The 21,221-nt window shown below is 64.7% G+C and carries 21 protein-coding genes; 3 read left to right on the top strand and 18 right to left on the bottom strand.

Features of this window, described 5'->3' with window-relative positions:
* Positions 1–10: 10 nt before the first annotated feature.
* The 16 genes from HX803_RS16560 to HX803_RS16485 all read right to left on the bottom strand — a co-directional run bounded on the left by HX803_RS16560 (position 11) and on the right by HX803_RS16485 (position 13,551).
* Positions 11–370, bottom strand: coding sequence for a hypothetical protein (locus HX803_RS16560; RefSeq protein WP_009876615.1), 360 nt, complete (start codon positions 368–370; stop codon positions 11–13).
* The gene (locus tag HX803_RS16555; RefSeq protein ID WP_009876614.1) at positions 367–1,704 is read right to left on the bottom strand and encodes an integrating conjugative element protein; all 1,338 of its coding nucleotides are present in this window, start codon (positions 1,702–1,704) and stop codon (positions 367–369) included. The genes HX803_RS16560 and HX803_RS16555 overlap by 4 nt, the downstream gene beginning before the upstream one ends.
* A gap of 69 nt (positions 1,705–1,773) precedes the next feature.
* Positions 1,774–2,721 (bottom strand): TIGR03756 family integrating conjugative element protein, encoded by a 948-nt coding sequence (locus tag HX803_RS16550; RefSeq protein WP_009876613.1) that lies wholly within the window; start codon positions 2,719–2,721, stop codon positions 1,774–1,776.
* The gene (locus tag HX803_RS16545) at positions 2,718–3,164 is read right to left on the bottom strand and encodes a TIGR03757 family integrating conjugative element protein (protein ID WP_011871456.1); all 447 of its coding nucleotides are present in this window, start codon (positions 3,162–3,164) and stop codon (positions 2,718–2,720) included. The genes HX803_RS16550 and HX803_RS16545 overlap by 4 nt, the downstream gene beginning before the upstream one ends.
* Positions 3,165–3,322: 158 nt before the next feature.
* Positions 3,323–3,817, bottom strand: a complete 495-nt coding sequence (locus HX803_RS16540) for a JAB domain-containing protein (protein ID WP_009876611.1) — start codon at positions 3,815–3,817, stop codon at positions 3,323–3,325.
* A gap of 184 nt (positions 3,818–4,001) precedes the next feature.
* Entirely contained in the window at positions 4,002–4,766 is a 765-nt protein-coding gene (locus tag HX803_RS16535; protein ID WP_011871455.1) for a DsbA family protein, read from the bottom strand.
* 13 nt (positions 4,767–4,779) lie between these two features.
* Positions 4,780–7,662, bottom strand: coding sequence for a conjugative transfer ATPase (locus tag HX803_RS16530; protein WP_009876609.1), 2,883 nt, complete (start codon positions 7,660–7,662; stop codon positions 4,780–4,782).
* Positions 7,662–8,102: a TIGR03751 family conjugal transfer lipoprotein gene (locus HX803_RS16525; protein WP_003158644.1), complete on the bottom strand. Its 441-nt coding sequence runs from the start codon at positions 8,100–8,102 to the stop codon at positions 7,662–7,664. Before HX803_RS16525 ends, HX803_RS16530 begins: the two co-directional genes overlap by 1 nt.
* On the bottom strand, positions 8,083–9,513 hold the full coding sequence (locus HX803_RS16520; protein WP_011871453.1) for a TIGR03752 family integrating conjugative element protein: 1,431 nt from the start codon (positions 9,511–9,513) through the stop codon (positions 8,083–8,085). Before HX803_RS16520 ends, HX803_RS16525 begins: the two co-directional genes overlap by 20 nt.
* Positions 9,503–10,420, bottom strand: coding sequence for a TIGR03749 family integrating conjugative element protein (locus HX803_RS16515; protein WP_009876606.1), 918 nt, complete (start codon positions 10,418–10,420; stop codon positions 9,503–9,505). Before HX803_RS16515 ends, HX803_RS16520 begins: the two co-directional genes overlap by 11 nt.
* Positions 10,417–11,106 (bottom strand): PFL_4703 family integrating conjugative element protein, encoded by a 690-nt coding sequence (locus HX803_RS16510; RefSeq protein ID WP_009876605.1) that lies wholly within the window; start codon positions 11,104–11,106, stop codon positions 10,417–10,419. Before HX803_RS16510 ends, HX803_RS16515 begins: the two co-directional genes overlap by 4 nt.
* Positions 11,103–11,513: a TIGR03750 family conjugal transfer protein gene (locus HX803_RS16505; protein ID WP_003158639.1), complete on the bottom strand. Its 411-nt coding sequence runs from the start codon at positions 11,511–11,513 to the stop codon at positions 11,103–11,105. The genes HX803_RS16510 and HX803_RS16505 overlap by 4 nt, the downstream gene beginning before the upstream one ends.
* Positions 11,514–11,525: 12 nt before the next feature.
* Entirely contained in the window at positions 11,526–11,885 is a 360-nt protein-coding gene (locus tag HX803_RS16500) for a TIGR03745 family integrating conjugative element membrane protein (RefSeq protein WP_009876604.1), read from the bottom strand.
* A 16-nt stretch (positions 11,886–11,901) separates the two neighbouring features.
* A complete protein-coding gene (locus tag HX803_RS16495; RefSeq protein WP_009876603.1) occupies positions 11,902–12,135 on the bottom strand; it encodes a TIGR03758 family integrating conjugative element protein in 234 nt (77 codons plus the stop codon).
* The gene (locus HX803_RS16490) at positions 12,132–12,512 is read right to left on the bottom strand and encodes an RAQPRD family integrative conjugative element protein (RefSeq protein ID WP_009876602.1); all 381 of its coding nucleotides are present in this window, start codon (positions 12,510–12,512) and stop codon (positions 12,132–12,134) included. The genes HX803_RS16495 and HX803_RS16490 overlap by 4 nt, the downstream gene beginning before the upstream one ends.
* Positions 12,513–12,648: 136 nt before the next feature.
* Entirely contained in the window at positions 12,649–13,551 is a 903-nt protein-coding gene (locus tag HX803_RS16485; protein WP_017514686.1) for a bacteriophage abortive infection AbiH family protein, read from the bottom strand.
* Positions 13,552–13,655: 104 nt separating this feature from the next.
* Between HX803_RS16485 and HX803_RS16480 the strand changes: the two genes are divergently transcribed.
* The 3 genes from HX803_RS16480 to HX803_RS16470 all read left to right on the top strand — a co-directional run bounded on the left by HX803_RS16480 (position 13,656) and on the right by HX803_RS16470 (position 18,259).
* Positions 13,656–14,330: a hypothetical protein gene (locus tag HX803_RS16480; protein ID WP_011871451.1), complete on the top strand. Its 675-nt coding sequence runs from the start codon at positions 13,656–13,658 to the stop codon at positions 14,328–14,330.
* A 151-nt stretch (positions 14,331–14,481) separates the two neighbouring features.
* Positions 14,482–15,534, top strand: a complete 1,053-nt coding sequence (locus tag HX803_RS16475; protein ID WP_011871450.1) for a DUF3800 domain-containing protein — start codon at positions 14,482–14,484, stop codon at positions 15,532–15,534.
* 100 nt (positions 15,535–15,634) lie between these two features.
* Positions 15,635–18,259: an ATP-binding protein gene (locus tag HX803_RS16470; protein ID WP_011871449.1), complete on the top strand. Its 2,625-nt coding sequence runs from the start codon at positions 15,635–15,637 to the stop codon at positions 18,257–18,259.
* Positions 18,260–18,288: 29 nt separating this feature from the next.
* On the opposite strand, the gene HX803_RS16465 is transcribed toward HX803_RS16470, so the two are convergent.
* Together HX803_RS16465 and traD are read right to left on the bottom strand one after the other, a co-directional pair.
* Positions 18,289–19,038 (bottom strand): TIGR03747 family integrating conjugative element membrane protein, encoded by a 750-nt coding sequence (locus HX803_RS16465; protein WP_009876598.1) that lies wholly within the window; start codon positions 19,036–19,038, stop codon positions 18,289–18,291.
* Complete coding sequence (traD, locus tag HX803_RS16460) at positions 19,035–21,221, bottom strand: type IV conjugative transfer system coupling protein TraD (RefSeq protein ID WP_011871448.1); 2,187 nt, start codon at positions 21,219–21,221, stop codon at positions 19,035–19,037. The genes HX803_RS16465 and traD overlap by 4 nt, the downstream gene beginning before the upstream one ends.

Raw genomic sequence — 21,221 nt, 5'->3', positions numbered from 1 at the left:
CGATCTCCCCTCAAGCGGCCTGCATCAACAGGCTGGCTTCGAGCGCCACAATGGCAAGGACGCCGGCGACCTCTGCGCGGATCAGCCGACGTCGCGCCTGCGTGCTGTCTTCGCGGGCCAGCAGCCGACGGCGCATCCAGACCCATCCATAGGCCGTACCGCCGTACAGGCACAGTCGCCAGATGAAGAAATACCCTGCGGACGCCGCCAGCCACCGCTCCCAGGCCGCGACACTGCCGACCAGGTAGATGCCCGCGACGTTGGCCCCTACGGCGGCGGCCACGACCAGCACAAGCCATAGCAGGGTTTTCGCCGCGTGCCGGCTGAACAGCCAGCGTAGTGGACGCCAAGTCATGCGAGCCTCGCTCATGGCCGACCTCCCGGATTGCCCTTCTGGAGTTGGTCGAGACGGTCGGGCACCGGATCGCCCTCGTAGATGCCGCGCGAACCCGAAGCGCGCGTGCTATGGCGCTGAATGATGGCCATCGGCGAGTTGTTGGCCAGCTCGCGGCGCAGTTCCAGTTCCGTTTTGAGGTTCTGGATCTCGCGGTCGAGCGTATCGCTCTCCTTGTTCACGGCCTCCACCGCAAGCTCGTTGGCCGCGACGTTGGGCTCTTTCTTGCCCGTGAGCAGCGTGCGCTGTAGCAACAGCGCCTTCTCCAGCACGGAGGACAGCGCGACCTCGGACGCCAGGCGCTGCGACAGCAGGTGCTGGTCCGGCTCGTCACGCAGCGCCTCGATCACGCCGCGGGTGATGGGCAGCGATGCACTGCCAGCCTCGCGCAGGTTCTCGGGCGTCGTGTTCTTCGCCTTGGACACCAGATCCTGGAGCGCCTGCAGCTTGGCGTCGTATTCTTCTTGGATCAACGGCGTCAGCCCTACGCCGGGCGTCGTCTCGGTCTTGGTGCAGGCATCGCAAGTGCGCTGTTCCTTCTCGCCGAGTACGCGCGTGGCCCACTCGACGGCGGCCTGCGGCGAGGTCCAGGTCTGGCACGAGAGACTGCTGCAACTGGTCGGTGCGATGGACGATGTATCGGTCACGCCGCGGCCGTTGACCAGGTTGTAGCCGGCGCGGGTGACATCGCCGACGACCTTGATCGCGGGCTGGCCGGAGCCTCCCGCGTTGCTGCCCCCGACCCACGGCACACCGTCATTGCCGCGGCGCGTCTCGGCCTGCTCGACGGCCGAGACCGCATCCGTGCTCGACACCGCATCGCGCAGCGCCAAGCCTTCTGCCATCTGGCTCCAGCCGAGCTGCCCGCCCGCCGTCTCGGCCATCCTCTCCGCCATGGCACGGCACGTCAGCTTGGAGCGGTCGAAATCGAGCCGTGCCTGCAACACGCCATTGGTGAGCAGGTTGTAGAGGCCGGGATCGGCCCGCTGAATGATCAGTGCCGGCAACGACGCCACCGCGCTGGTGGCGCTTTGGATCACCGATGACATGATTTGCTGGAAGCCGTTGGTGACGCCGTTGAGCTGATTCTTCAACGTGGTCTGGATGCTCATGTCACCGCAGATCAAGTTGCTGTTCCAGCCCACGCCGACCCCGAGAGAGCGCATGCCAGCCGCACGTCCCATCGACACGGCGTTTCCGCCGCCGATCGAGTACATGACGTCATCGCCGATGACACTGCCGCCGGTCTGGTAGCCCAGTTGGCTCCAGGCCACACCGCTCGTCAGCGCGAGCGCACCGGCCACCGCCATGACGATCCTCGTGCGACGTACCCGGCGGGAGAACGGATTGAATGCAGGACGGAACTTCATGGCACCACCTCAGAGGAAATCGACGCTGCCGAGAAACACCTGGCCCCGGCGTTCGCAGCACGCATAGGGCCGCCACAGCGCCCAGGCGTAATCGCCTTGCCGGGCCTGTGTCAGGGCGCCGCTGCGCGGGAAGACCGAGCAGGACGAGGACAGGACTGGCGTGAGTTCCTGCCACTTGCCCGTCGAGGCATCGCTCTCCATGAGCGCGCCAGCCGGCCAGTAGCCATCGCGGGAGTTGGCGAGCAGCGGCTGATAAACGTGGATCTGTCCCCGGCGCGTGACGACATCGCCTGCGCGCTGGGCCACCACTGCACTGGCCTTGTGGTCGTCGGTCTGGTGCAGGAAACCCCCGCGGGGATACACGTTGCCCCAGAGGTTCATCGTGGTGCGTGCACCGACCTCACGCATGCCGGGAATTAGCGCCTCCGGGTAGGCCATCTCGGGCACGTTGTAGCGCCAGGCCAGCGTGTCCAGGGTGCCGAGCAAGTACGGCATGAACGCCGTGCCCGCACCCTCGCAGAAGTAGCCCGAGGACGACACGAACTGGTTGAACACCTCGACGCCCGGGTGCCCGATGACGTCCGCGTTCTTGAACTTGGCGAGGTTGTTTTCGTGGTCCTCGTTCGTCGTTCCGTCCCCGCCGGTTTGGGCGGATGGGTTGGGCGTGCTCATCGGCCGGACTTCGATCCAGGGGTTTTCGCCGGTGTTGCTGTAGCTGGAGACGATCGCATCGGGGATGTAGTGGCGGACCTTGATGGACGTGCGTACCGTACAGCCCGTCCAGGTGCAGTAGAGCCAGTAGCAGATCCCGACGACGCGGTATTCGAGGCAGTCTGGCGATGCCACCGAGCCGACGATGGTTGCGGTGTTGAGCGCGTAGCTGCCCGTGGCGCTGAGCAGCAGAACGGACGCCACGCCAGCACGCAGGCGGCGCATCAGGTCGAATGGGCGGGTCACGGCTGGGCCCTCCAGTGCTGCTCGATGCGAGCGACTGCGCGGGCCACATCCGGTTCGCCATAGACGACGTAGCGTTGATCCACCACGACGGCCGGGATGCTGGTGATGCCCAGGCTCCACGCGTCGGTGACGCCCTGGTAGGCGGAAGCGATGCGGCGTTGGAGATCGGTGCCGCCGCTGTTCAGTCGGCGCTTGACGATGGCGGTCGCCTGCTCGGGTTCGGCGGGCAGTTCCGCAGAAAGCTCCGCTTCGATCCGGTGCGCTTCGTCCAGCTCGATCAGCCGCTCGCCGCCCATGGTCTTGACCGGATGGCGGCTGTCGGTGATGACCAGCACATCGGCAGCGAATGTGGCCGGACTAAAGACACCCAAGGACACCGGCAGTGCAACGGCCAGGCCAAGGGCTCGCCAGCTTGGCGCGAACCTGGGAAAAGATGCTGGCATGACACGTGCCCCGGAAGTTGATCAGGGCCATAGTCAAACGCCGAATCCGGTGCAGCCCCCACAAACAATGCGCATCGCGGACACCCCGCATACCTGCTTGCTTCGGGGCAAGGAAGAAACGGAGGCCGAAGCCCCCGTTGTGATCAATGAACGATGCGCTACAGCAAGCTGTGCTCCGCGAAGGAGTACGGAATCCCCTGGCCAACGATGATGTGATCCAGTACCCGAACATCGATCAGCGCCAGCGCTGCCTGCAGTTGCTGGGTCAGCGCACGATCGGCGCTCGACGGCTCAGTGACACCCGAGGGGTGCTGGTGCGCGAAGACCACTGCGGCGGCTTTCAGCTCCAATACACGCTGCACGACGACACGGGGATAGACCGCAGTCGAATTGATCGTGCCCCTGAACATCGGCTCGTAGGCCAACACTTGGTGCATGCTGTCCAGGAAAACGATTGCGAATACCTCGTTGGGCTCAGCGACCAGTTTTAGACGCAGGTAGTCCCGCACGGCGGCCGGTCGGCTGAGGCACGGTCCGACTTTGAAGATCCGTCTCTCCAGCAGCGCGATAGCCTGCTGGATGATCCAGTCCTCACGCTGGGCTGCGACAGCGGAAAGCGACTCCACGCAGGAGTCATTGACGACGAGAGACATGGCGAACCTCCGGATGATGAGATCAGAGGGCGCACGCCCTGGGAGGGCAAGCCCTCCTGGGGATGAGAACAACGGAACAAGGTGCATCCACCACCACGCAGAGGTGATTGTTCGCGGCCAGGATGCGGAGCGAACGGGGAGCGGTCAGCGCAGAAGACTGCGCCGTAGCCTCAAGGACCGCGGGCTACCTGGGCATGTCGCCGACAACGTCGGCAGGCATTTCGGTGGCGGGTGTGGCGGGTGGTTCATCAGCGGACAGCATGTCCATGGCCGACAGCAAGGCATCGCCTTCGATCGGTCCCTGCAGCAGGATGGACTGACCCGTCTGGCGATCGAGCAGGCGCAGCGACGGCGTGGCCGTCACGCCGCTTTTCGTGGCTTCCGCGGCCTGGGCGCGGATGGCCGCGTCGACCCGCTCGCTTGCCATGCACTGCTCGACGGCCGGCGTCGATTCGGGGTAGCGCAGGCCATCGGGCAGTCCCAGGCCGTCGCTGCGCGTGTGGGCATAGACCCACTCGACGGCTCGCCAGAAGGCAGCATGCCCGCCGGCTTCGGCGACGCACTCGACCAGACGCGCCTCGGCCAACGCGGCCGGCTCGTGCGCAGCCAGCGGCTGGTGATGCCATTGCAGGGTCACGTCGGCGTTGCTGCCGACCCAGCGCTTGAGCTGCGGGAAGTACTCCCGGCAGAACGGACATTCCAGATCGGCATAGAGCGTCAGTGTGAAACGGCCCTCGGGGTTGCCCATTTTCCAGGGCGGCCCGGCCATCTGCGCCGTGCTAGCCGGCGTGGGCGACTGCGATGAGGATTCGCCGGGCGACCGGGACACGAGCCAGATCAGCAGCAGCGCGACCAGCGCAGCAGTCAAGGCCCAAGGCCAGCGGGGCCGCCTGTGGCGACGGCGGAACGCCTGGACTTGTATCGGAATGGAAGGACGCTTCTGCTCCATGGTGTTCTCCGGCTTACGACAGTTCCAAGGCCGGCGACTCGATGCCGCGTGCCTGGTCGATCTTCTCGGCGACCTTGAAAGCTGCTTCCAGCTCGGTGCAGCCGTATTGCTGCATGAGCTGGTAGCGCTCTGCCTTCTCTTCGGGTTCGGTTTGCGCGAGCGCGAGGTACAGGCTCGGCGGCACGGCGCGGAACAGCACTTCCATGCTCTTGGAGAGGATGACGCCCTCGGTGAATTTCCCCGCCTCTTTGCGCGCCGAAAGCATCAGCGCTTTCTGCGCGGGCGAGAGTTCGCGGAACCGGGCGATCTTCTCTACCTCGTCCGGCGGCATCGACAGGCAGATCCACCACTCGATCATGTTGAGCATGGGTTCCGCGGCGCGCGGCAGATCGTCGATATTCTGCGTCGCGAGCCAAAACCAGGCACCCAACTTGCGCCACATCTTCGTGATCTTCACGACGTAGGGCGCGAGCAGCGGGTTCTTGGTGATGATGTGCCCTTCATCGGTCACGTTGATGATCGGGCGGCCCAGGTACTGGTCGCGCTCGGCGATGTTGTTCACCGTGCTGATCAGGCTGATGTAGGCGATGGAAAGCTGCGCGTTGTAGCCTTCGCGGGCATAGGTCGCCAGATCGACCAGGGTGATGTCGGCCTCGGGCCACGGCGTGCCGTCGCGGTCGAACATTTCGCCATCGGTGCCTTGACAGAACATGTCCATGGCATCTGCCATCTCCAGCAGCCGCACGCGCCGCATCTCTGGCAGCGTTGGGTCCTGGCCGCGCTCGCGCAGCGCGTTGCGCACGTCGCGCGTGAGCACCGTGCGCTTCTCGGCCACGCAATGCTCGGCGGCGTCGAGGATGCACTGGCGGATGAGCGAGCGATCGGCCCGCGTCATCCGGGCCTCTTCTTTATCCTCGCCGCCGGTGATCATCAGCCGTGCGGTGATTTCCAACTCGCCGAGTACGTCGCGCTGCTCGTCCGCTTCCATGGCCGATGCATCGGGTGGCATGTCCTCGTCCAGCACATCGGCATCCAGCGTCTGCACGTCGCTCGGCGTTTCGATCAGCCGACGCGCGTCGGCGAACGGCGCCAGGCTGATGCCCGAGCCAGGGGCCAGCTTGACCCGGTTCACAGTCAGGCCCAGGCGCTTGGCGAAATCGCTGAACAAGCCGAAGCTGTTGCCGGCTTCCACGATGAAGAGGCGCGGCCGGTAGATGGCCGTGACCTGGTTCAAGAGGTTGTTGAGCGTTGCGCTTTTGCCGGAGCCGGTGGGGCCGAACAGGAACAGGTGCGCGTTCATCTGCCGATCCAGGCGGTTGAGCGGGTCAAAGGTGATCGGCCCGCCGCCTCGATTGAAGAACGTATTACCCGGATGGCCCGTGCCCTGGCTGCGGCCCCAGGCCGGTGAGAGGTTCGCCACGTGCTGGGCGAACATCAGTTGGGTGAACCAGTTCCGTCGATCCTGGCTCGGGTTGTAGCAGCACGGCAGCCAGCGCAGATAACTGTTCAAAGGCGCGACTTCATCGTCCTCGCGCACGGGCTGCAAACCGGCGTTAAGCATCACGTTCGCCAGATCAAGGCCGCGCCGGTCCAGTTCGGCTTCATCCCGGCCGCGCAAATAGAACGCCAGTGTTCCCCGGTACAGCTTGTGCGCGCTGCCGATCAGCGAGCGGGCCTCCTGCACATCCTTGAGCGTCTGTTCCGATGCCAGTGTTTCGCCGACTGCCTTCTTCGCCAGGTGGTTCAGGTGCGATTCGAGGATGTCCTGGGGGGTCGCCACCATGGTCAGACACATCGTCGTGTCCTCGGGCATCTGATCGAACAGCGTATTGATCGCATCGCCTTTGCGAGTTTCGCCAGTCAAATGCCCCGTGCCGGGCGGCATGCGCAGCCGGTCAGTGACCAGCACACGATGCGGCATGCCGTCGAAGTGCCAGGTGCCGTGCTCCGCGTCCGAACGTGGCTGGCTGAAGAAAAGCCGCTGGCTGAAATCCCGTCCGCTCGCCAGCTCGATCTCACCGTCTTCTGTCTCGTCGGGGTAGCGTGCCAGCGCATAGAAGCGTTCGCGGTCCTCGACCCCAGGGCCGAGCAGCGTGGGACGCGGGTTAAACCACCGCAGTAGCCAGTCATGGACGTCGGCCGCGACCATGCGCCGGGCCTGGATGCCGGCGTTCGCCAGCCCGCCACACAGGCGATCACAGACGATGTTCAGCATCTGCTCGGGCGTCTGGCCGCGGCGGCTCGCCTGCCCGGTGGCCCGGCGATAGACGACCATGCGCACGCGCCGCGTCTGGCCGCGCCAACGCAGCCGCGTGACCACCGTGTCCTCGAACAGCCCGCCCGGCTTCGCTACCGCGCGCAGGTGGTGTCCGAAGAAGCGAAGGTAGAACTCGGTGAAAGCCGTATTGCGGGCGCGCGGCTGCACGTAGTCGCGCAGGGTCTGCATGTACTGGTCGAAGCTGGGTTCGTCCTGGGCGTAGAGCTGGAGTACCCAGGGGTTCTCGTCCAGTTCATCGAACGAGTCCTGGAGCGCGTTCTCCAAGGCGTCGCGGGCATGCGCGAGCCAGCCGGGTTCCCGGCCCTCGGTGCCCAGCGGCACCAGCTCGTAGAATGCCGCGACCGATTGCCCGTCTTCCAGCAGCATGGACTTCGAATCGGGCAGGAACTCCACCCAGGGCAGGAATTCCGCGAACGACGGCGCGACGTCGTACAGCGCCTGCTCGTCGGCCACGGTCGCCGGCCTGCGGCCATGGACCGCCGTGCCGGGTTCTGGGATGCCGGCCTGGCGCAAGGCCTCGACGTGGCGTTGCCAGCCCTCCGGCCGCTCGTCATCGCCTGCGCCGGATGCGGCCAGCTTCGGCGCGGCCGACTTGTGCCAGGGGAGTTTCCAGCGCATCAGTAGTCCTCCACGCGCTCGCCCGGCATGGCGTACTGCACGCGCTGGTACAAGGGAAAAACCGTCGTATAGCCCGGCACGGGCACCGGGTCCGTGCCTGCCAGGTGCGGGTACACGTACATCACCAGGTCGGGATTCGGCAGGCGCTGGAACTGGCGATAGACCTCGTTGCGCGCTGTGCGCGTGTAGCGCATCTGCTCGGCGGGCGCGGCCTGTACATCCATCTCGGTCAGCGGCCGGCGCAGGCTCTGGCGCGCGTCGAGCAATTGCCTGCGTGCCACCTGGCCGGCGCCACCGCCGCCGTCACCGGCGTTCTGCTGCCAGATGTCCATCATCGTGCTGTCGCCGTGGGGCAGCAGCTTTTCCTTGCTGGTGGCGCAGCCGCCGAGCACCGCGACGGCAAGGGCCAGCGCCAGGCCCTTATTCAAGTTCGAGAGCATGGCTTTCTCCTGCACGGTGATCGACCTTGCGACCTTCGGGATCGAAATCGATGGCGAGCGGCTTTTCGAGGTGGACGGCGACCTTTGCGCCGGGTTGGACATAGACGGCGGCGAAGGCCTGGCCGTACAACTTGTTCACCCAATCGGCCATGTCGCGCACGCCACCGGCCAGGATGCGACCTACGGCCTCGTTGCTGGAAATGCCGACGCTGCCGATGGAACCGTCTGCGCCCACGTAGGACATCTGACCGCTGTCGCTGTCGATGAGCGAGGCCACGCCAGCACCCGCCGCGGTGATCAGCGCCTGCGAACCGAGGTACTGCTGGGCGTTGCTGCGCCGCTCTCCGCTGACGCAGGGAATGCCATAGGGATCGCTGATCCAGCCCAGGCCCCCACTTTGAGAGTTCTGCTGCTGGTTGTTCTGCTGGTTGCCGTCGCGGTCTTCGGGAATCGTCCGAATGGTCCCGTCATGGAACACAAAGGTGATGCTGCGCACCTGGCCGCGCACGCAAGAGAGCGTCCAGTCGCCCGAGGCCGTGCCGGAAAACACGGCGCCCGCCACGTCGGGAATGTCGATACCGTTTGCCGTGAGATTGTCGGGACCGACCAGGACTTTGAACGGATACGGATCGTTGACCGTACCGTCGATCGGCACGCGGCCGATCAGCGCCGTCATTGCCACCGATCCCATCAGCGTCGAGTTGGTCGGCACCGTATAGACCGGCTTGGCGCTCTTGACGCCTGCGGCGCGGGCGCCCGCGTTCGCCACGGTTTGTGCCGTGGTTTCCAGCGTGCTCTGCGCGGGGCCGAAGCTCGTCGGAAAGCTCATGCCGCCACCCGTGCCGCGACTGCCGTTACGCCCATCAGCGGGCTTCGCGTCGTCCGGCTCGACCCAGCGCACGCCGCCTTCCATGCCTGCCTCGTCGCCGTTACGCAGCCCCAGGCCCACGGGTAGATCGGCGTGGCCGCCGCCGCGCCCGCCGATGCCTTCCAGGCGCCGCTGCAGGTCGGCGAGCAGTCCCTCGGTCTGCTGGCGTTCGCTGGCTGCCTGCTGCTGGTCGCGGCGCAGGTTGGAGCGCTCGGTCTCCAGCGCCGAATTGATGCGCTGGTCGATCGAGTTCTCGCGTTGGCGCAGGCGCTGGTTCTCTTCGCGCTGGGACTTGTTGTCGGACAGCGCCGTCTGCAGTTCGGTGCGCAACTGCTTCACTTGCGCCACGAGCGTCGCCACGGTATCGCGGGGGGTATCGCCCTCGATGCCCAGCGCCTTCATCTCCTCCGGCGTGAGCTTGGCGCCGGCATCCGCAGCGGGCGGCGCCGACGAGCCTCCACCCGAAAACAGCCGGATGGCGACGAACAGCACCAGCAGGGCCACGGGGATCATTAACCACTTCAGGAGTCCGTTACTGCGCATGGCGGGCCTCCTTGTCGTCGGTGGCCTCGGCTTCGGGCTGCGGCAGATGCACGGCTGGGTCGAAGCGGTTGATCGCCGGCAGCAGCGATTGCGCGAGGCCGTGCCCCCGCGTCACCAAGTACAGGACGGTCGTGTCCTCTGGCGTCCCGCGCGGGCCGAGTGCTTCGTGCTGGAAGGTGGCGGTGAGGAAATCGCCCTGCAACACGCGCGGGTCCAGGGTGATCCAGCCGCCGCTGCTATTGGTGAGGCGCACGGCTGTGACCCACTGGTCTTCCAGACGCCACGAGGCGAGCGCAACTGCGCGCACCGGCAGCGTCGGCACCAGCGTGCCGAGGTCGAGATCGCGGCGCAGGTTCACCCGCATGACGCCCGGCAGCGGCTCCACGGTGCGCAGCGGTGCGTAGAGGTTCTGCGCGGCGAAGCGCGTCAGCACGACCGGAACCGGGGTTTCACGCCGCGCTGCCCGCGCGCCTGCCTGGTCCTGGGCGCGCGCCGGGGCGTCGTCTGCTCCGTCGGCTTGATCGCCATAGCGCGTCGGGGCGCTGTCGCCCTCGACGATGCGCACCGGCTCCAACTCGGCTTCGCCGTCCTTGGCCGGCTCGGCCGCGATATCGAGCAGAATCAGCGCGCCCGTGTCGGCATCCTGCAATTGCAGCCGTGTGGGCTCGATCGGCTCGCTCGCGCGCAGGTACACCGCGCCGCCCGCACTCTGCACCCGCAAGCGCTCGCCGACGCCCGCGGGCACGCCCACGCGGACGTTCCGGTTGATAAACACGACGCGCTCCTGCCCGACACGCAGGGGCACGGCCAGGGGCATGCGTTCCCAGCGAAGGATCTCCACGGCCTGGGCAAAAGGAGCCGAGGCGACGGCCAGCAGCCCCAGCAGTGCGAGTACAAGGTGCTTCATGGGGTTTCTCCTTGAGGCGCTTGCGGAGACAGGCCGCCAGGTGCCGGGCGCGACGGCTCCGGTGTGCTGATGCGCTGGGGCGCACCCTCGTAGCAGTCGAGCGCCAGGCCAAACGGATTGCGAGCGGGATCGATGTCCACCCGCGTGACTTTCACGGGGTAGCGCACCAAAGCCCGCTTGACTTGTTCCGCCCCGTAGTACTCGTCTGCGGTGATGTCCAGCGTCACCACCCAGTCGCGGTCGGACACCACGCGCACGCGCGCCGTGGGGTCGTCACCGTAGCCGCGACCGGGGATTTCGTAGATGCCGCGCACGCGCTGACGCAGCTCGCCCGTGGAGCGGCGATAGTCGTAGTCCGCCCGCAGGAAGGCCTGGCAGGATGGGGTGAGGTACGGCGAGAGCGTGTGGAGATTACGCGCATAGTCCTCTTCGCCATTCGTCGGCCAGCGGTTGAGGGTCTGAAACACGTAGAACGTGAACGCATAGACCGATTCGGGCGGCACTTCCCACCACTTGCGGGTACTGCCGGAGCGCAGATCAGGCGGGACGTGGATGGTCAGGTCGCGCGGAGCGCTCCACCAGCCGCCGCCCATGACCAGGGCGACGATGACCAGCGCGCCAGCACCCAGGCGAAGCGTCTTGATGTGCGCCTGCAGATGGGTGATCTCGTTCTTGAAGCGGCTCATCGTGCCCCCCTTGCAGCAGACCTTCGGGTGGTCCAGAAGCCGGAGCGTGAGATCAGCACATGGCCGCCCACCCAGCCCGCCACCAGCGGATAGCGCGTGGCGATGCGCCACTGGAGTTGCCGATACAGCCAGGTGTCGGGACGCCCACGCTTGAGGCGACGCAGGATGCCGCCCCCGATGAACACGCCGAAGGCCACGCCCAGCACGACGAACGTGGGCGCGAGCGCGATCGTGCGGAACACCCAGGACAGCGGCGCACCGACCAGCAGGCCGGCGGCGCCGGACAGGCCGCAGCAGATCCACAGCTCGTCGGCGGTGAGGCCGCGCACGACAACGGGATGGCGGTTGAGCCGGTGCGGAAGGAACGTGACCGTCCCGTCAGCACGGACGTGCTGCTGCTCGGACATACCGGCCTCGCCTTACAGGATGCCGGTGGCTTCGGTGAGCAGCCAGATGCCGATCACGAGCAGCACCGCGCCGATGGCGACCGTGAGGCCGAATTGGCCCCAGGTTTTGCGACCAGTGTGGATTTCCGCGTAGGTGCCGTAGGCGTGGTAGCACACGCCAATGAACATCGACGCCACAACCAGCAGGGCCACGAGCATGATGATGTCGTAGCCGTAGTTCCTGATCGTTTCCATGATGCCGTTGCCCGTGCCGCGGGTCGGGTTCTCCAGTTGCGGCAACCCCTGCGCGAACGACAGCGCGGGCAGCGCGGCGGCGCCCAGAGCCACGGTGGCGCGCTGGACAAAACGGGAAGTGAGGATGCGGTTTTGCATGGTCAGGCCTTTCAGGTCAGGAGAGGAGGAAGAAACTCAGGACGAGGTACATCGCGACGAAGCGGATGCAGACGCCGAGGAACTGGCGCTGGTTGAGGTGGCTCTCGGACCACCCCACGTAGGCCGTTCGGATGGCCCAGACGCCCCAGACGAGCAGGACCGCGAACACGACGCCGACCAAGACGGTCGCCATCGCGGAAGGCGCGATGCCGCTGTTGGCTTGAAATGCCGAGACCTGGGCGCCGTTCATGGCTTGACCTCCGCGGTCGTCGGCGATGGCTCGACGGCCCGCTCAGTGCGGTAGTCGCCGGCCAGTTCGGAGGGGTCGCGCGGCTGGGCACGCGAAGGTGAGAGGTGGGCCTGGATACCGGCGCGCACGCGCGCTAGGTCAGCCAGCAGCCGCGGGTAATCGAAGTGGTAGCGCTCTCCCGGCTGGATGGGGGCATGCGCGGCGCTGTCGGCGACGGTGCGCTCCAGCGCGTCGAGCTGGCGCAGCGCCGCGACCAGTTCCTGGCGCTGCGTGGGGGGCTCGGCCAACGCCATCGGGGACTGGCCCAGCAGGAGGGCCGTCACGAGAAAAGTGGGCACGCCGCGATGCGCGGCGCGCAGCCAGATCGGAGCCAACATCGCGCCATTCCTGTGAAATCAGCAATGGCTTGATCGTGGAGATCAGGGCTGCTTTAGGCCACAAACAATAGGAACTGGGGCCGACCGGATTAGGTGCGCAGCGATCCGCAAATACAGGAGCGAACGACGCTTTGTTCTACAGTGCGTCCCAAGAAGATGGCTGTCCAGCACCCGGCCACAAACCCAGGGCGACGAGCCGTTGTTCCTTATCAGGCCACTCTTGTTTGCTGCGGCATGCGACTGTCCATCGCGCCGCGGCAACGCTGGGCTGCTGAAGGAGCGCCTGGAAGTAGATCGCATCCACGGGGGACAGAGAGTGGCCAAGCACGACGACCTTCTGGATGGCTCCCAACGCCTGAAAAAACGTCCTATGCTGGGCGATCAGTTCCTCGGAACGCTTGAAGGTGGCTGAGAAGTAGTCGTCGATGATGTCGTTGGCTTCAGCCACCCGGGTATCGATCTCCTCGATATCCGGACGGTCGTTGAGCGAGGGGCGGGATTGGGGATTCCAGGCGTGGCCCAAGACCAACTCATCGTCTGCCGCATCGGATCGGCCGTGGATGTGCAGAACACGTGCCAGATCGATGCCATAGAGAGTGTCCAACGTGCTCGTGTAGTTGAAGGTCAGGAACAGCGCCTGTGGATCCAGCGTCGCAAGCCGTCGCGGGGCGGTGTCGTGTGTCGGGATGGGCAAGTCTCGGATCCATTCGGCAAAGCGCGTCCGAAGCCCCTTGGACAGTCGCTCGACGACGTTCCCCACCTCGTACTGAAAGTCGTGGTGCCCTGAATCACTCCAGTCCTCGGCACCATAGGCCCCCATGAAGTGCCCCAAGTTGTCGACCAGCATATCGGCATCCAGTTCAGCCAGGGCTAATTCCAAGTCGCACCAGTCGTCTCCGGCTGGAAGGTAGTCCTCGACCTCGCGATGAATGTCCCGGTCTGTGGCCAGGACATACTCCTTGAACTGTCCGAGGCCCGATGGAATGCCGTGCCACAGGTCGAATCCATTGCCGACTACATAAAGCGTGGTGGGGTGCACGGTGTGCTCCTTAGGTCCCAAGAATCCGAAGTGTCTGGGCATTGAAGGTTATGGTCGATATAGTAATATCAAATAGCGTAAATAACCCATTTGAGGAGTCAGTCATGAGCGTCGTTGCAGACCGTCTCGGCGTGTCGACCCTTGTGGGTACGCCCAAAGAGATTCAGGCTCAACTCGCTCGGTCGCAGGCTGACCACGTGCTGGTGGTGGCGTTCGACCACATCAAGCCCAGTGTTTTCGCGGCATTGGCGGAAAACTTCACCAACGTCGCTTCATCCATGTTCGAGGTGCTGCTTGAACGTCAGGACCGCGAATCGCTCGAACGGCTGGCAGAAATGCTCGTGCCGCGCAATCCGCTGTCGCCCCGGCTGCTCAAGGAAGCGAGCCTGCTGGTGCAGGCGCGTAAGGCGGTGTTGGAAAGTGGAGACTGGTTGACCGCCGCGAACATCGCACAACTCGCGGAACTGAGCACCCGGAACCCGAGCGCTCAGCCCAATAAGTGGAAGAAGCAACGCCAAATCTTCGCTATCAACCACGGTGGCATCGATTACTTTCCGGACTACGGGCTGGATCGTGACGCTGGTTTCCGTCCACTGAAATCGCTGGCCAAAGTGATTGAAACCTTCGAAGGACACAAAGACGGCTGGGGCATGGCTTATTGGTTCCGCTCCGAAAACAGCTTCCTGGGTGGAAATCGTCCCCAGGATCTACTCGCTTCGGCACCGGACCGTGTCATTGCGGCCGCTGTGGATGAAATTCTTGAAATGACCCATGACTAAGCGATGCGCCAATCTGCCCGCCGATGGCGAGCCACCTAGTGAACCATCCTCGGCCGCGTCTGAGCCTTCGCACAACGACGTCGGTGCCTACGATGCCGTGCTCGAATTGGCCGACAGGATCGGAGTGTCCATTGTCCAGGGGAAGAGTTGAATGGAATGCTTCCGGATCGATGAAAGTGGTTATACCGGCTTTGACCTGATGAACCCTGAGCAGCGGTTCCAAGGAGCGACGGCCATCGCCATTGAGGATGACGAGGCCGGGCGCCTGATCCGGGAGCACTTTCCCAAGCTTCAGGCGGACGAACTCAAGTACCGGGCGTTGGCTCGGCGCCCAGCCAATCACCCCCGTCTGATGGCGCTGCAGCGCGACTTGCTAACCGACCACAAGTGCGTGACCTACGTCTGCGACAAGCGCTACCTGTTGCTGCTGATGTTCCTGGACTACGCGGTCGAGCCGTTCTACTACGAGCGCGGCATGGACTTCTACGAAGACGGGCAGAACTACTCGCTTGCGTCGCTGCTGTATACGGTTGGACCGACGCTCCTCGGCAAAGGCGCGCTCGACCGGCTGTTGGTCAGCTTCCAGCGCGCGGTGAAGGAAAAGAGCTCGGAGGCGCTTGGGAACCTGATCGATGCGGCGTGCGCATCGCGCTGGTGGGAACTGCCGGAAGCGCTTGGCCCGCTTGCGCAGTTCGCTGCCCCTGAATGCCTGAAGGCGATCGTCACGCCGGGCGTCAACACCGATGCTGCTTTCGTGGTGCTGCAGTCCCTGGTCAGTCGGATGGAAATCATGGCTGACGGCCCGTATCGGGTCGAGCACGATCAGTCCAAGAACCTGCTCACTTATCACGACCTGCTGCAGCGGTACATCCGCCATGAGAAACCGATCACGTTTCGTCAATCGGAGATCGCCAGCATCACCTTTCCGCTCAAGCTTCAGTCCGTGACTCAGATCGATTCAAAGCACAGTCCTGCAGTGCAAGTGGCGGACGTGATGATCGGCGCGGCCATCGAAGCGGCGAATACGCTTACCGGACAACGCGCCGGGGTACTGGATGCCGAGAAGGTCATGGCGCTGTACGCCGATCATCAACTGATCCATATGCTGCCCTCGATCGACTTCGAGGAGCAAAAGCGTTTCCGTCAGGGATCCCAAGCGGGGCAGGTCATCGACTATTTTGCTGAGAACTTCCACAAACCGTAATAGCGAATGGAAGCATGACCCGCCTGTGCCTACTGCGCTGGCGACCGATCAACATCATCAAGGACGCCATCGAAGCGTCTTCCTGTGTAGAGGGGGCTGCATGGCAAGCATTCATTCGGAGTACCACCGCTTCTTGGCGCACTTGGCGCAACGCCAGGTGCATGACGACGTGTGCCGGCTCGCGCATCTGGTGCTTGATCACCTGCAACCTCTGGCTGAAGTTGGTGCAGCGCGCCGTGGACGCTCCACCCGCATGGCGCCACTGGCCGTCGCCCATTTGGCGCAGATGCCGGTCGCGTACCAGGGAGATGGCCACGGACCCGAAGTCGGGCCGGCGCTGGGGCGCCTGCGCCAGCTTGAGGTGGGACCGTTTCGCGGATTCATGCGGCAAGAGACATTCGACCTCAGCCACGACATCACTTTGGTCTATGGCGCCAACGGTACCGGCAAGAGCAGCTTCTGCGAGGCGCTGGAAGTGGCGATGCTCGGCTCCATCAGCGAGGCCCAAGTCAAGCGGGTCGACCAACGGACATACTGCAACAATGCCCGGTTGCGTCGCCATGTCGCGCCCGTCCTGTCTTCCGGAGCACCAGACCAGGCCCAGGCTGTGCAGCCCAACGAAGCGGAGTACCGCTTCTGCTTCATCGAAAAGAACCGCCTCGATGACTTCGCCCGCATCGCGGCGCGTACTCCGGGCGATCAGCGGCAGCTCATCGCTACCTTGTTTGGCGTGGATCAGTTCAGCGACTTCGTGCGCGGCTTCAATCCCGCGCTCGACCAAGACCTGATGCTCGTCGGCGCCCAGGCTACTCAACTCGCGCAGCGGCGCTTGCAGTTGGCGAACTCTGAACAGACGATCGCTGCTTATCCGCAAAAGATCGCGGCGGTGGAGAACTCCGAGCAAGCGCTGGCGCAACGAATGTCGCCCGGCGCGACGTACCAGGCTTGCGTTGACTGGCTGCTCGGCACACCGGAGCAGCAAGGGCGGCTGCCGTACGTCCAGGCGCAACTGGTTGCCGTCCCACCTGCCGTTCATGAGGTGAGCCAAGCGCGGCTGCAGACGCTGCTGGATGAGGCTTATCACCTTCAAGGCCTGTGGCAGGCGGCCACCGGACAGCTTTCGGCGCGTGCTGGGGAAGTGTCGTACGCTAAGCTCTACGAGGCTGTGCTGGCCTTGACTGACGGGGCGACCACCTGTCCCGCATGCGGAACCGGATTGGCTGCTGTCGCACAGGATCCTTTCGCCAAGGCCCGCACGGGCCTGGAGCAGCTCGCGCAGTTGGCCACCCTCCAGCAGCAGGAAGCCGGCCTACGGACGCAGTTGAGCGAGGCGGTGCGGGCGCTGTGGGACGAGATGCGTCGGGTAGTCGCGGTTGGCGCAAACGCTTGTCCTGCACAGTTGCAGGCAGCAGGCCTGCCTCCATTGCCGCCTACCTCGACAGGCGCCTGGCTTGGCGCATGGGTCGATGGCGACCGGCGTGCCTGGAACGCTCTGCTGCAGGTCACGGAAATCATCGAGCGCGCCGACGCGCAAGCCCGCGAAGCGCATGCCCTGCGCGGGGCGCTGGCCCGGGAGCGGGACGCACTGGACCAGCACCGGCTGGAGATCGAACGGCTGCGGACCATACGCATGACAGCCGACCAAGAAATGGCCGCTGCCCGCCAGACCGTGGCCCAATTTGACGAGGCGAACCGTGAGTTGATCGAGTCGGTCGCAACCGAAGTGCCGGTAGTCGCGCACCACCTGCGGGTCAAGGCCGCCTACGACGGCTTCTTGCCCGAAATCCAAGCCTACTTGGCCGCATTGCCGGGCGTGCTGCTCCAGGGCCTCGGAGAACAGGCACGCAATCTGTACAACGCATTCAATCGTGCTGATCCGCCTGGCGACCTCTTGCACGCGTTGTGGCTGCCTGTCGCCGAAAACGGCAAGATCGAAGTAGAGTTCACCGGTGAGCCTGGCGTGCGCTATGACGCGCTGGTGGTCTTCAGCGAAGGGCATATCAAGTGCCTGGGTCTGGCGATTCTGCTGGCGAAGAACATCGCGCAGGGGTGCCCCGTGGTCATTTTCGATGACGTCGTCAACGCGATCGACGATGACCATCGTGACGGAATCTGGCGTACCTTCTTCGAGGATGGCTTGCTCGTCGGCAAGCAGGTCATCCTCACCTCACACGCCGAGGAGTTTCTGCACCGGATCCAGCAGGAATTGGGCGCCCGGCGGGCCGGGTCCATCAAGCGCTACAAGTTCCTCCCGCACCAGGGCGAGCATGAGCTGCGCGTTGACAGCGATCCACCGACGAAGAACTACGTCCTGTTGGCCCAGCAGGCGTTGGCAGCCGATGAGAAGCGTGAGGCGCTGCGCCAGGCGCGGCCCGCGCTGGAGAGTCTGACTGACCGTCTCTGGACTTGGCTGGGCCGGCGAGCAGATGGGCGCATCGAACTCAAGCTAGGCGGGCCACGCTCCCCCTGGGAATTGAACAACAAATGCGCAAAGTTGAGATCAGCCGTCGATCGCATCTCCGCGCAGCATGCTGGCGCGCCAGACGTCGTTGTCGCTTTGACCCGGCTGCTTGGTGTTGGTGCAGGAAGCATTGAATGGGGGTGTCTCAACAGCGGTGTCCACGATTCCCAGCGAGACCACGAGTTCGACCGCTCCTTAGTGAGAGTCATTGTCGAATCGATTACGGCGTTGGACGCTGCGTTAGATGTTCTGCAGAACCGATGAGCACTACAGCCACGCGGGACAGCATTCGCCTAAAGGTATTTCTTGAAGCTGCCCGCGGTCAGGCTCACGGCCAGCCCCAGCAAGGCGGCGCTCGGCAGCAGAATCAGCAGTGGATGCACCGAGATCGGCAAGGCCAGGTACGTGACCCAGGGCAGAACGGCCAGCGGCATCAGGCTTGCTTTCGCGCGGTGGTAGATGAAGCCCGATTCGCGGCCCGCGCCGAACCGGCGCACGTCCCTCCGCACTAGGCCGTCGATCAGGCCGACGAATGCCGCGGTGAGGATCAGCGGCAACGTGAGCACCAGGACCAGCAGGCGCACAAGGAAGGTCAGCGTCGTGAAGGCTGCGGCGATCAGGTAGCTCTCGGTCCAGACATAGGCCTGGCTGATGTAGTAGCGAAAGTTGCGTGTCTGCCCGTGGCTGGGTGCACGGGCGCGCTCGGCGGTCTGGCTCATGCGCTCCAGCAAGCCCGAGCGCACGAACACCCATTCGTATCCGGTATCCACCAGCTCGTGCGCCGTGCGCCCCGGTTCCTGCACGACCACGCTGCGCGTGAAGTGGTTGGACAGGTGCCCCAACTCGTACTGCAACATCTGCTGGGAGTGTCGCCAGCCCTCGTCCTTCCAGAACAGGTGCATTCCGACGCACTCCACGACAATGGAGAACAGCAGCGAGCCGATCAGCACCCCCAGCAGCCGGAACGGCAAGGTGATGGTGCCGACGATCAGGCCTTGGCGCTGGTTCTGCTCCCGCTGCGCGGTCGAGGCGGCATCCTTCATGGCGAGGCCTCATTGCCGGCGCTGTCGTCGGTGGCCACCGGGCCAGGTTCGGCCGCAGCGGCATCATCCAACAGGTCGTCGGGCAAGGCCCCGTCCTGCAACGCCGGGGAACTGGTGAACTCCCACCACTGCGTGGCCTCGCTGTAGCTCTGGCGCATGTAGCCCGCCAGTTGTTGCAGATCCTGCGGCATGACCTCATCGGGGTCCGGTGCCGGCAGCGGCATGCGAACCTTCCAAAGCTGGCCGCCCTGCAACAATGCGAAACATTGGCCCTTGGGTAAGGCGACGACGTGCGACGGCTCGATCATCGGCACGCTGGACATGCTGATGCGGTCCTGCGTGTTGCTGGTGAAGTCCGTCGCGCCGCGGATGTCCGAGCTGTCGGTCGCGCCGGAGACGATGGTGGTCGTATAGACCTCGACCTTCGGCAATTGCCGGGTCAGCAGTTCGGCGGTGGCCGTCTCCCTGACCCTCAGCATGAACAGATTGTTGAAATTGCCAATCACTTGACCCGCTTTGGCGCGGTTCCCGATACGGGCCTCGATGTCCGAAAGCGTCTGCGTGTACGCGGTGACCTGCAGACCGGCGCCGCCGCCTTTGTTGATCAGCGGCACGAACTCGTCACCCATCAGTTCATTGAATTCATCCGCGTGGACGTTGATCGGCACGCGCGTGCCAGCCGATGCGCCCGGCAGGCCGTCATCGATCCCGTGCTTGTAGATATGGCCTGCCACCGAAACGAGATCGCTGAACATCGAGTTGCCGACCGCTGCGGCGACCTCGGCATCGGATAGCGCGTCCAGGCCCACATAGACGACTGCGCGCTTTCGGATGACCTGCATCCAATCGAAGATCGGGCGGGGGTCGGCCAGGTCGGAATAGTTCGGCGCCAGAAGCTGGGAAATCTTCCCGCTGGTGAGCTTCTCCAGCAGCGGCAGCAAAGACGCGACGATCTTGTCGAAATACGTCTTGTCGTAGCGAACCGCCGAGCGCAGGCCGTCGAGCACCGGGTCGTAGTTACGGGCCTGGGATAGGTACTGCTCCAGCGCCACCACGCGCTTCTCGCGCCCAATCATGTTGCGCGGGATGTTCTTCTCGTTGAGCTTGGCCTCGATCTGGACGATCACCTCCCAGGCTTTGGGCTCGGTCTTGGCGAAGTAGTGCTGGGCGTACTCGATGAACAGCGCGTCGATGTTGATGACGTGCCGCTGGATCAGCATGTAGTCCGGGCGCTGCCCCAGTTCCACCAAGGCGCGGGCAATGATGTTGACGAAGCGCCACGCGAATTCCCTGAAGGCTGCGCTGTTGCCTTCGCCGGAGAGCTGCCCCGCGATGCGGGTGGCGACTTCCGAGATGCGACCGAATCGGCCTACGGCGTTGTAGCGTGCCGAAATGTCCGGCCACCCCAAATGGAAGACATAGAACTCGCCTTCGCGGCCCGCGCGCTTGGCCTCGACATACATCCGCTTCAGGAGATCGGCATCTCCTTTGGGGTCGATGACGATCACGACCTCGTGTTCGCCCGCGGCGTTCCTCCGGCGGATGTCTTGAGTGACGAAGAGTTCGGCCAAACGTGTTTTGCCCACCCTTGTCGTTCCCAAAACCAAGGAGTGGCCCACGCGCTCACCCAGCGGCAGGCTGACGTCCACCTCGTCGGGTTCGATGCCGTGCAGGCGCGGCAGGCCGCCCACTGGCGGCAGCGGCCGCACCGGATTGAAAGGCACGTCCCAGCCGGTGAGTTTCGATAGCCGGGACAGCGGGAACGGCGCGAACTCCAGCCGTTCCTCCAGGCGCCGGGCCAGCCGATAGGCCGGCGTCGGCTCGACGTAGCGCCGAAACTCTGGCCGGTACGTCTGCATGAGCCTATGGGTGTGTTTCTGCTCCCACAGAAAGCCGCGTCCCACAAACAGACGTTGCTGGCTGACCGGCACGTCCTTGCTGGTCATCACGTAGCGCGGCAGGCGACGGATGTTGCGCCGGTAGCACAGGATGACGCGGGCATCGCGGTAGCGGATCGCGCCATAGGCTCCGAACGCCAGCGCGCTGCCGACACCCATGGCGGGGCTCAGCGCGAGCGACCACGGGGCCACCAGGGACAGAAACGCGGCGCCTGCACACGCCGCGACGGTATATAGCTCCACCGCTGGGCGAAGCAGAACCTCGACCGGCTGTTTCCCCGACAT

Origin of the sequence: Pseudomonas sp. P7548, assembly GCF_013386585.1 — a bacterium.
GTDB lineage: Bacteria > Pseudomonadota > Gammaproteobacteria > Pseudomonadales > Pseudomonadaceae > Aquipseudomonas.
This window is presented reverse-complemented; position numbering and strand designations above follow the sequence as displayed.

Excerpts from the sequence above, each read along its gene's own strand:
- HX803_RS16560 (WP_009876615.1), bottom strand. The coding sequence starts at position 370 with ATGAGCGAGGCTCGCATGACTTGGCGTCCACTACGCTGGCTGTTCAGC.
- HX803_RS16555 (WP_009876614.1), bottom strand. The coding sequence starts at position 1,704 with ATGGCGGTGGCCGGTGCGCTCGCGCTGACGAGCGGTGTGGCCTGGAGC.
- HX803_RS16545 (WP_011871456.1), bottom strand. The coding sequence starts at position 3,164 with ATGCCAGCATCTTTTCCCAGGTTCGCGCCAAGCTGGCGAGCCCTTGGC.
- HX803_RS16540 (WP_009876611.1), bottom strand. The coding sequence starts at position 3,817 with ATGTCTCTCGTCGTCAATGACTCCTGCGTGGAGTCGCTTTCCGCTGTC.
- HX803_RS16535 (WP_011871455.1), bottom strand. The coding sequence starts at position 4,766 with ATGGAGCAGAAGCGTCCTTCCATTCCGATACAAGTCCAGGCGTTCCGC.
- HX803_RS16530 (WP_009876609.1), bottom strand. The coding sequence starts at position 7,662 with ATGCGCTGGAAACTCCCCTGGCACAAGTCGGCCGCGCCGAAGCTGGCC.
- HX803_RS16525 (WP_003158644.1), bottom strand. The coding sequence starts at position 8,102 with ATGCTCTCGAACTTGAATAAGGGCCTGGCGCTGGCCCTTGCCGTCGCG.
- HX803_RS16520 (WP_011871453.1), bottom strand. The coding sequence starts at position 9,513 with ATGCGCAGTAACGGACTCCTGAAGTGGTTAATGATCCCCGTGGCCCTG.
- HX803_RS16515 (WP_009876606.1), bottom strand. The coding sequence starts at position 10,420 with ATGAAGCACCTTGTACTCGCACTGCTGGGGCTGCTGGCCGTCGCCTCG.
- HX803_RS16510 (WP_009876605.1), bottom strand. The coding sequence starts at position 11,106 with ATGAGCCGCTTCAAGAACGAGATCACCCATCTGCAGGCGCACATCAAG.
- HX803_RS16505 (WP_003158639.1), bottom strand. The coding sequence starts at position 11,513 with ATGTCCGAGCAGCAGCACGTCCGTGCTGACGGGACGGTCACGTTCCTT.
- HX803_RS16500 (WP_009876604.1), bottom strand. The coding sequence starts at position 11,885 with ATGCAAAACCGCATCCTCACTTCCCGTTTTGTCCAGCGCGCCACCGTG.
- HX803_RS16495 (WP_009876603.1), bottom strand. The coding sequence starts at position 12,135 with ATGAACGGCGCCCAGGTCTCGGCATTTCAAGCCAACAGCGGCATCGCG.
- HX803_RS16490 (WP_009876602.1), bottom strand. The coding sequence starts at position 12,512 with ATGTTGGCTCCGATCTGGCTGCGCGCCGCGCATCGCGGCGTGCCCACT.
- HX803_RS16480 (WP_011871451.1), top strand. The coding sequence starts at position 13,656 with ATGAGCGTCGTTGCAGACCGTCTCGGCGTGTCGACCCTTGTGGGTACG.
- HX803_RS16475 (WP_011871450.1), top strand. The coding sequence starts at position 14,482 with ATGGAATGCTTCCGGATCGATGAAAGTGGTTATACCGGCTTTGACCTG.
- HX803_RS16470 (WP_011871449.1), top strand. The coding sequence starts at position 15,635 with ATGGCAAGCATTCATTCGGAGTACCACCGCTTCTTGGCGCACTTGGCG.
- HX803_RS16465 (WP_009876598.1), bottom strand. The coding sequence starts at position 19,038 with ATGAAGGATGCCGCCTCGACCGCGCAGCGGGAGCAGAACCAGCGCCAA.
- traD (WP_011871448.1), bottom strand. The coding sequence starts at position 21,221 with ATGTCGGGGAAACAGCCGGTCGAGGTTCTGCTTCGCCCAGCGGTGGAG.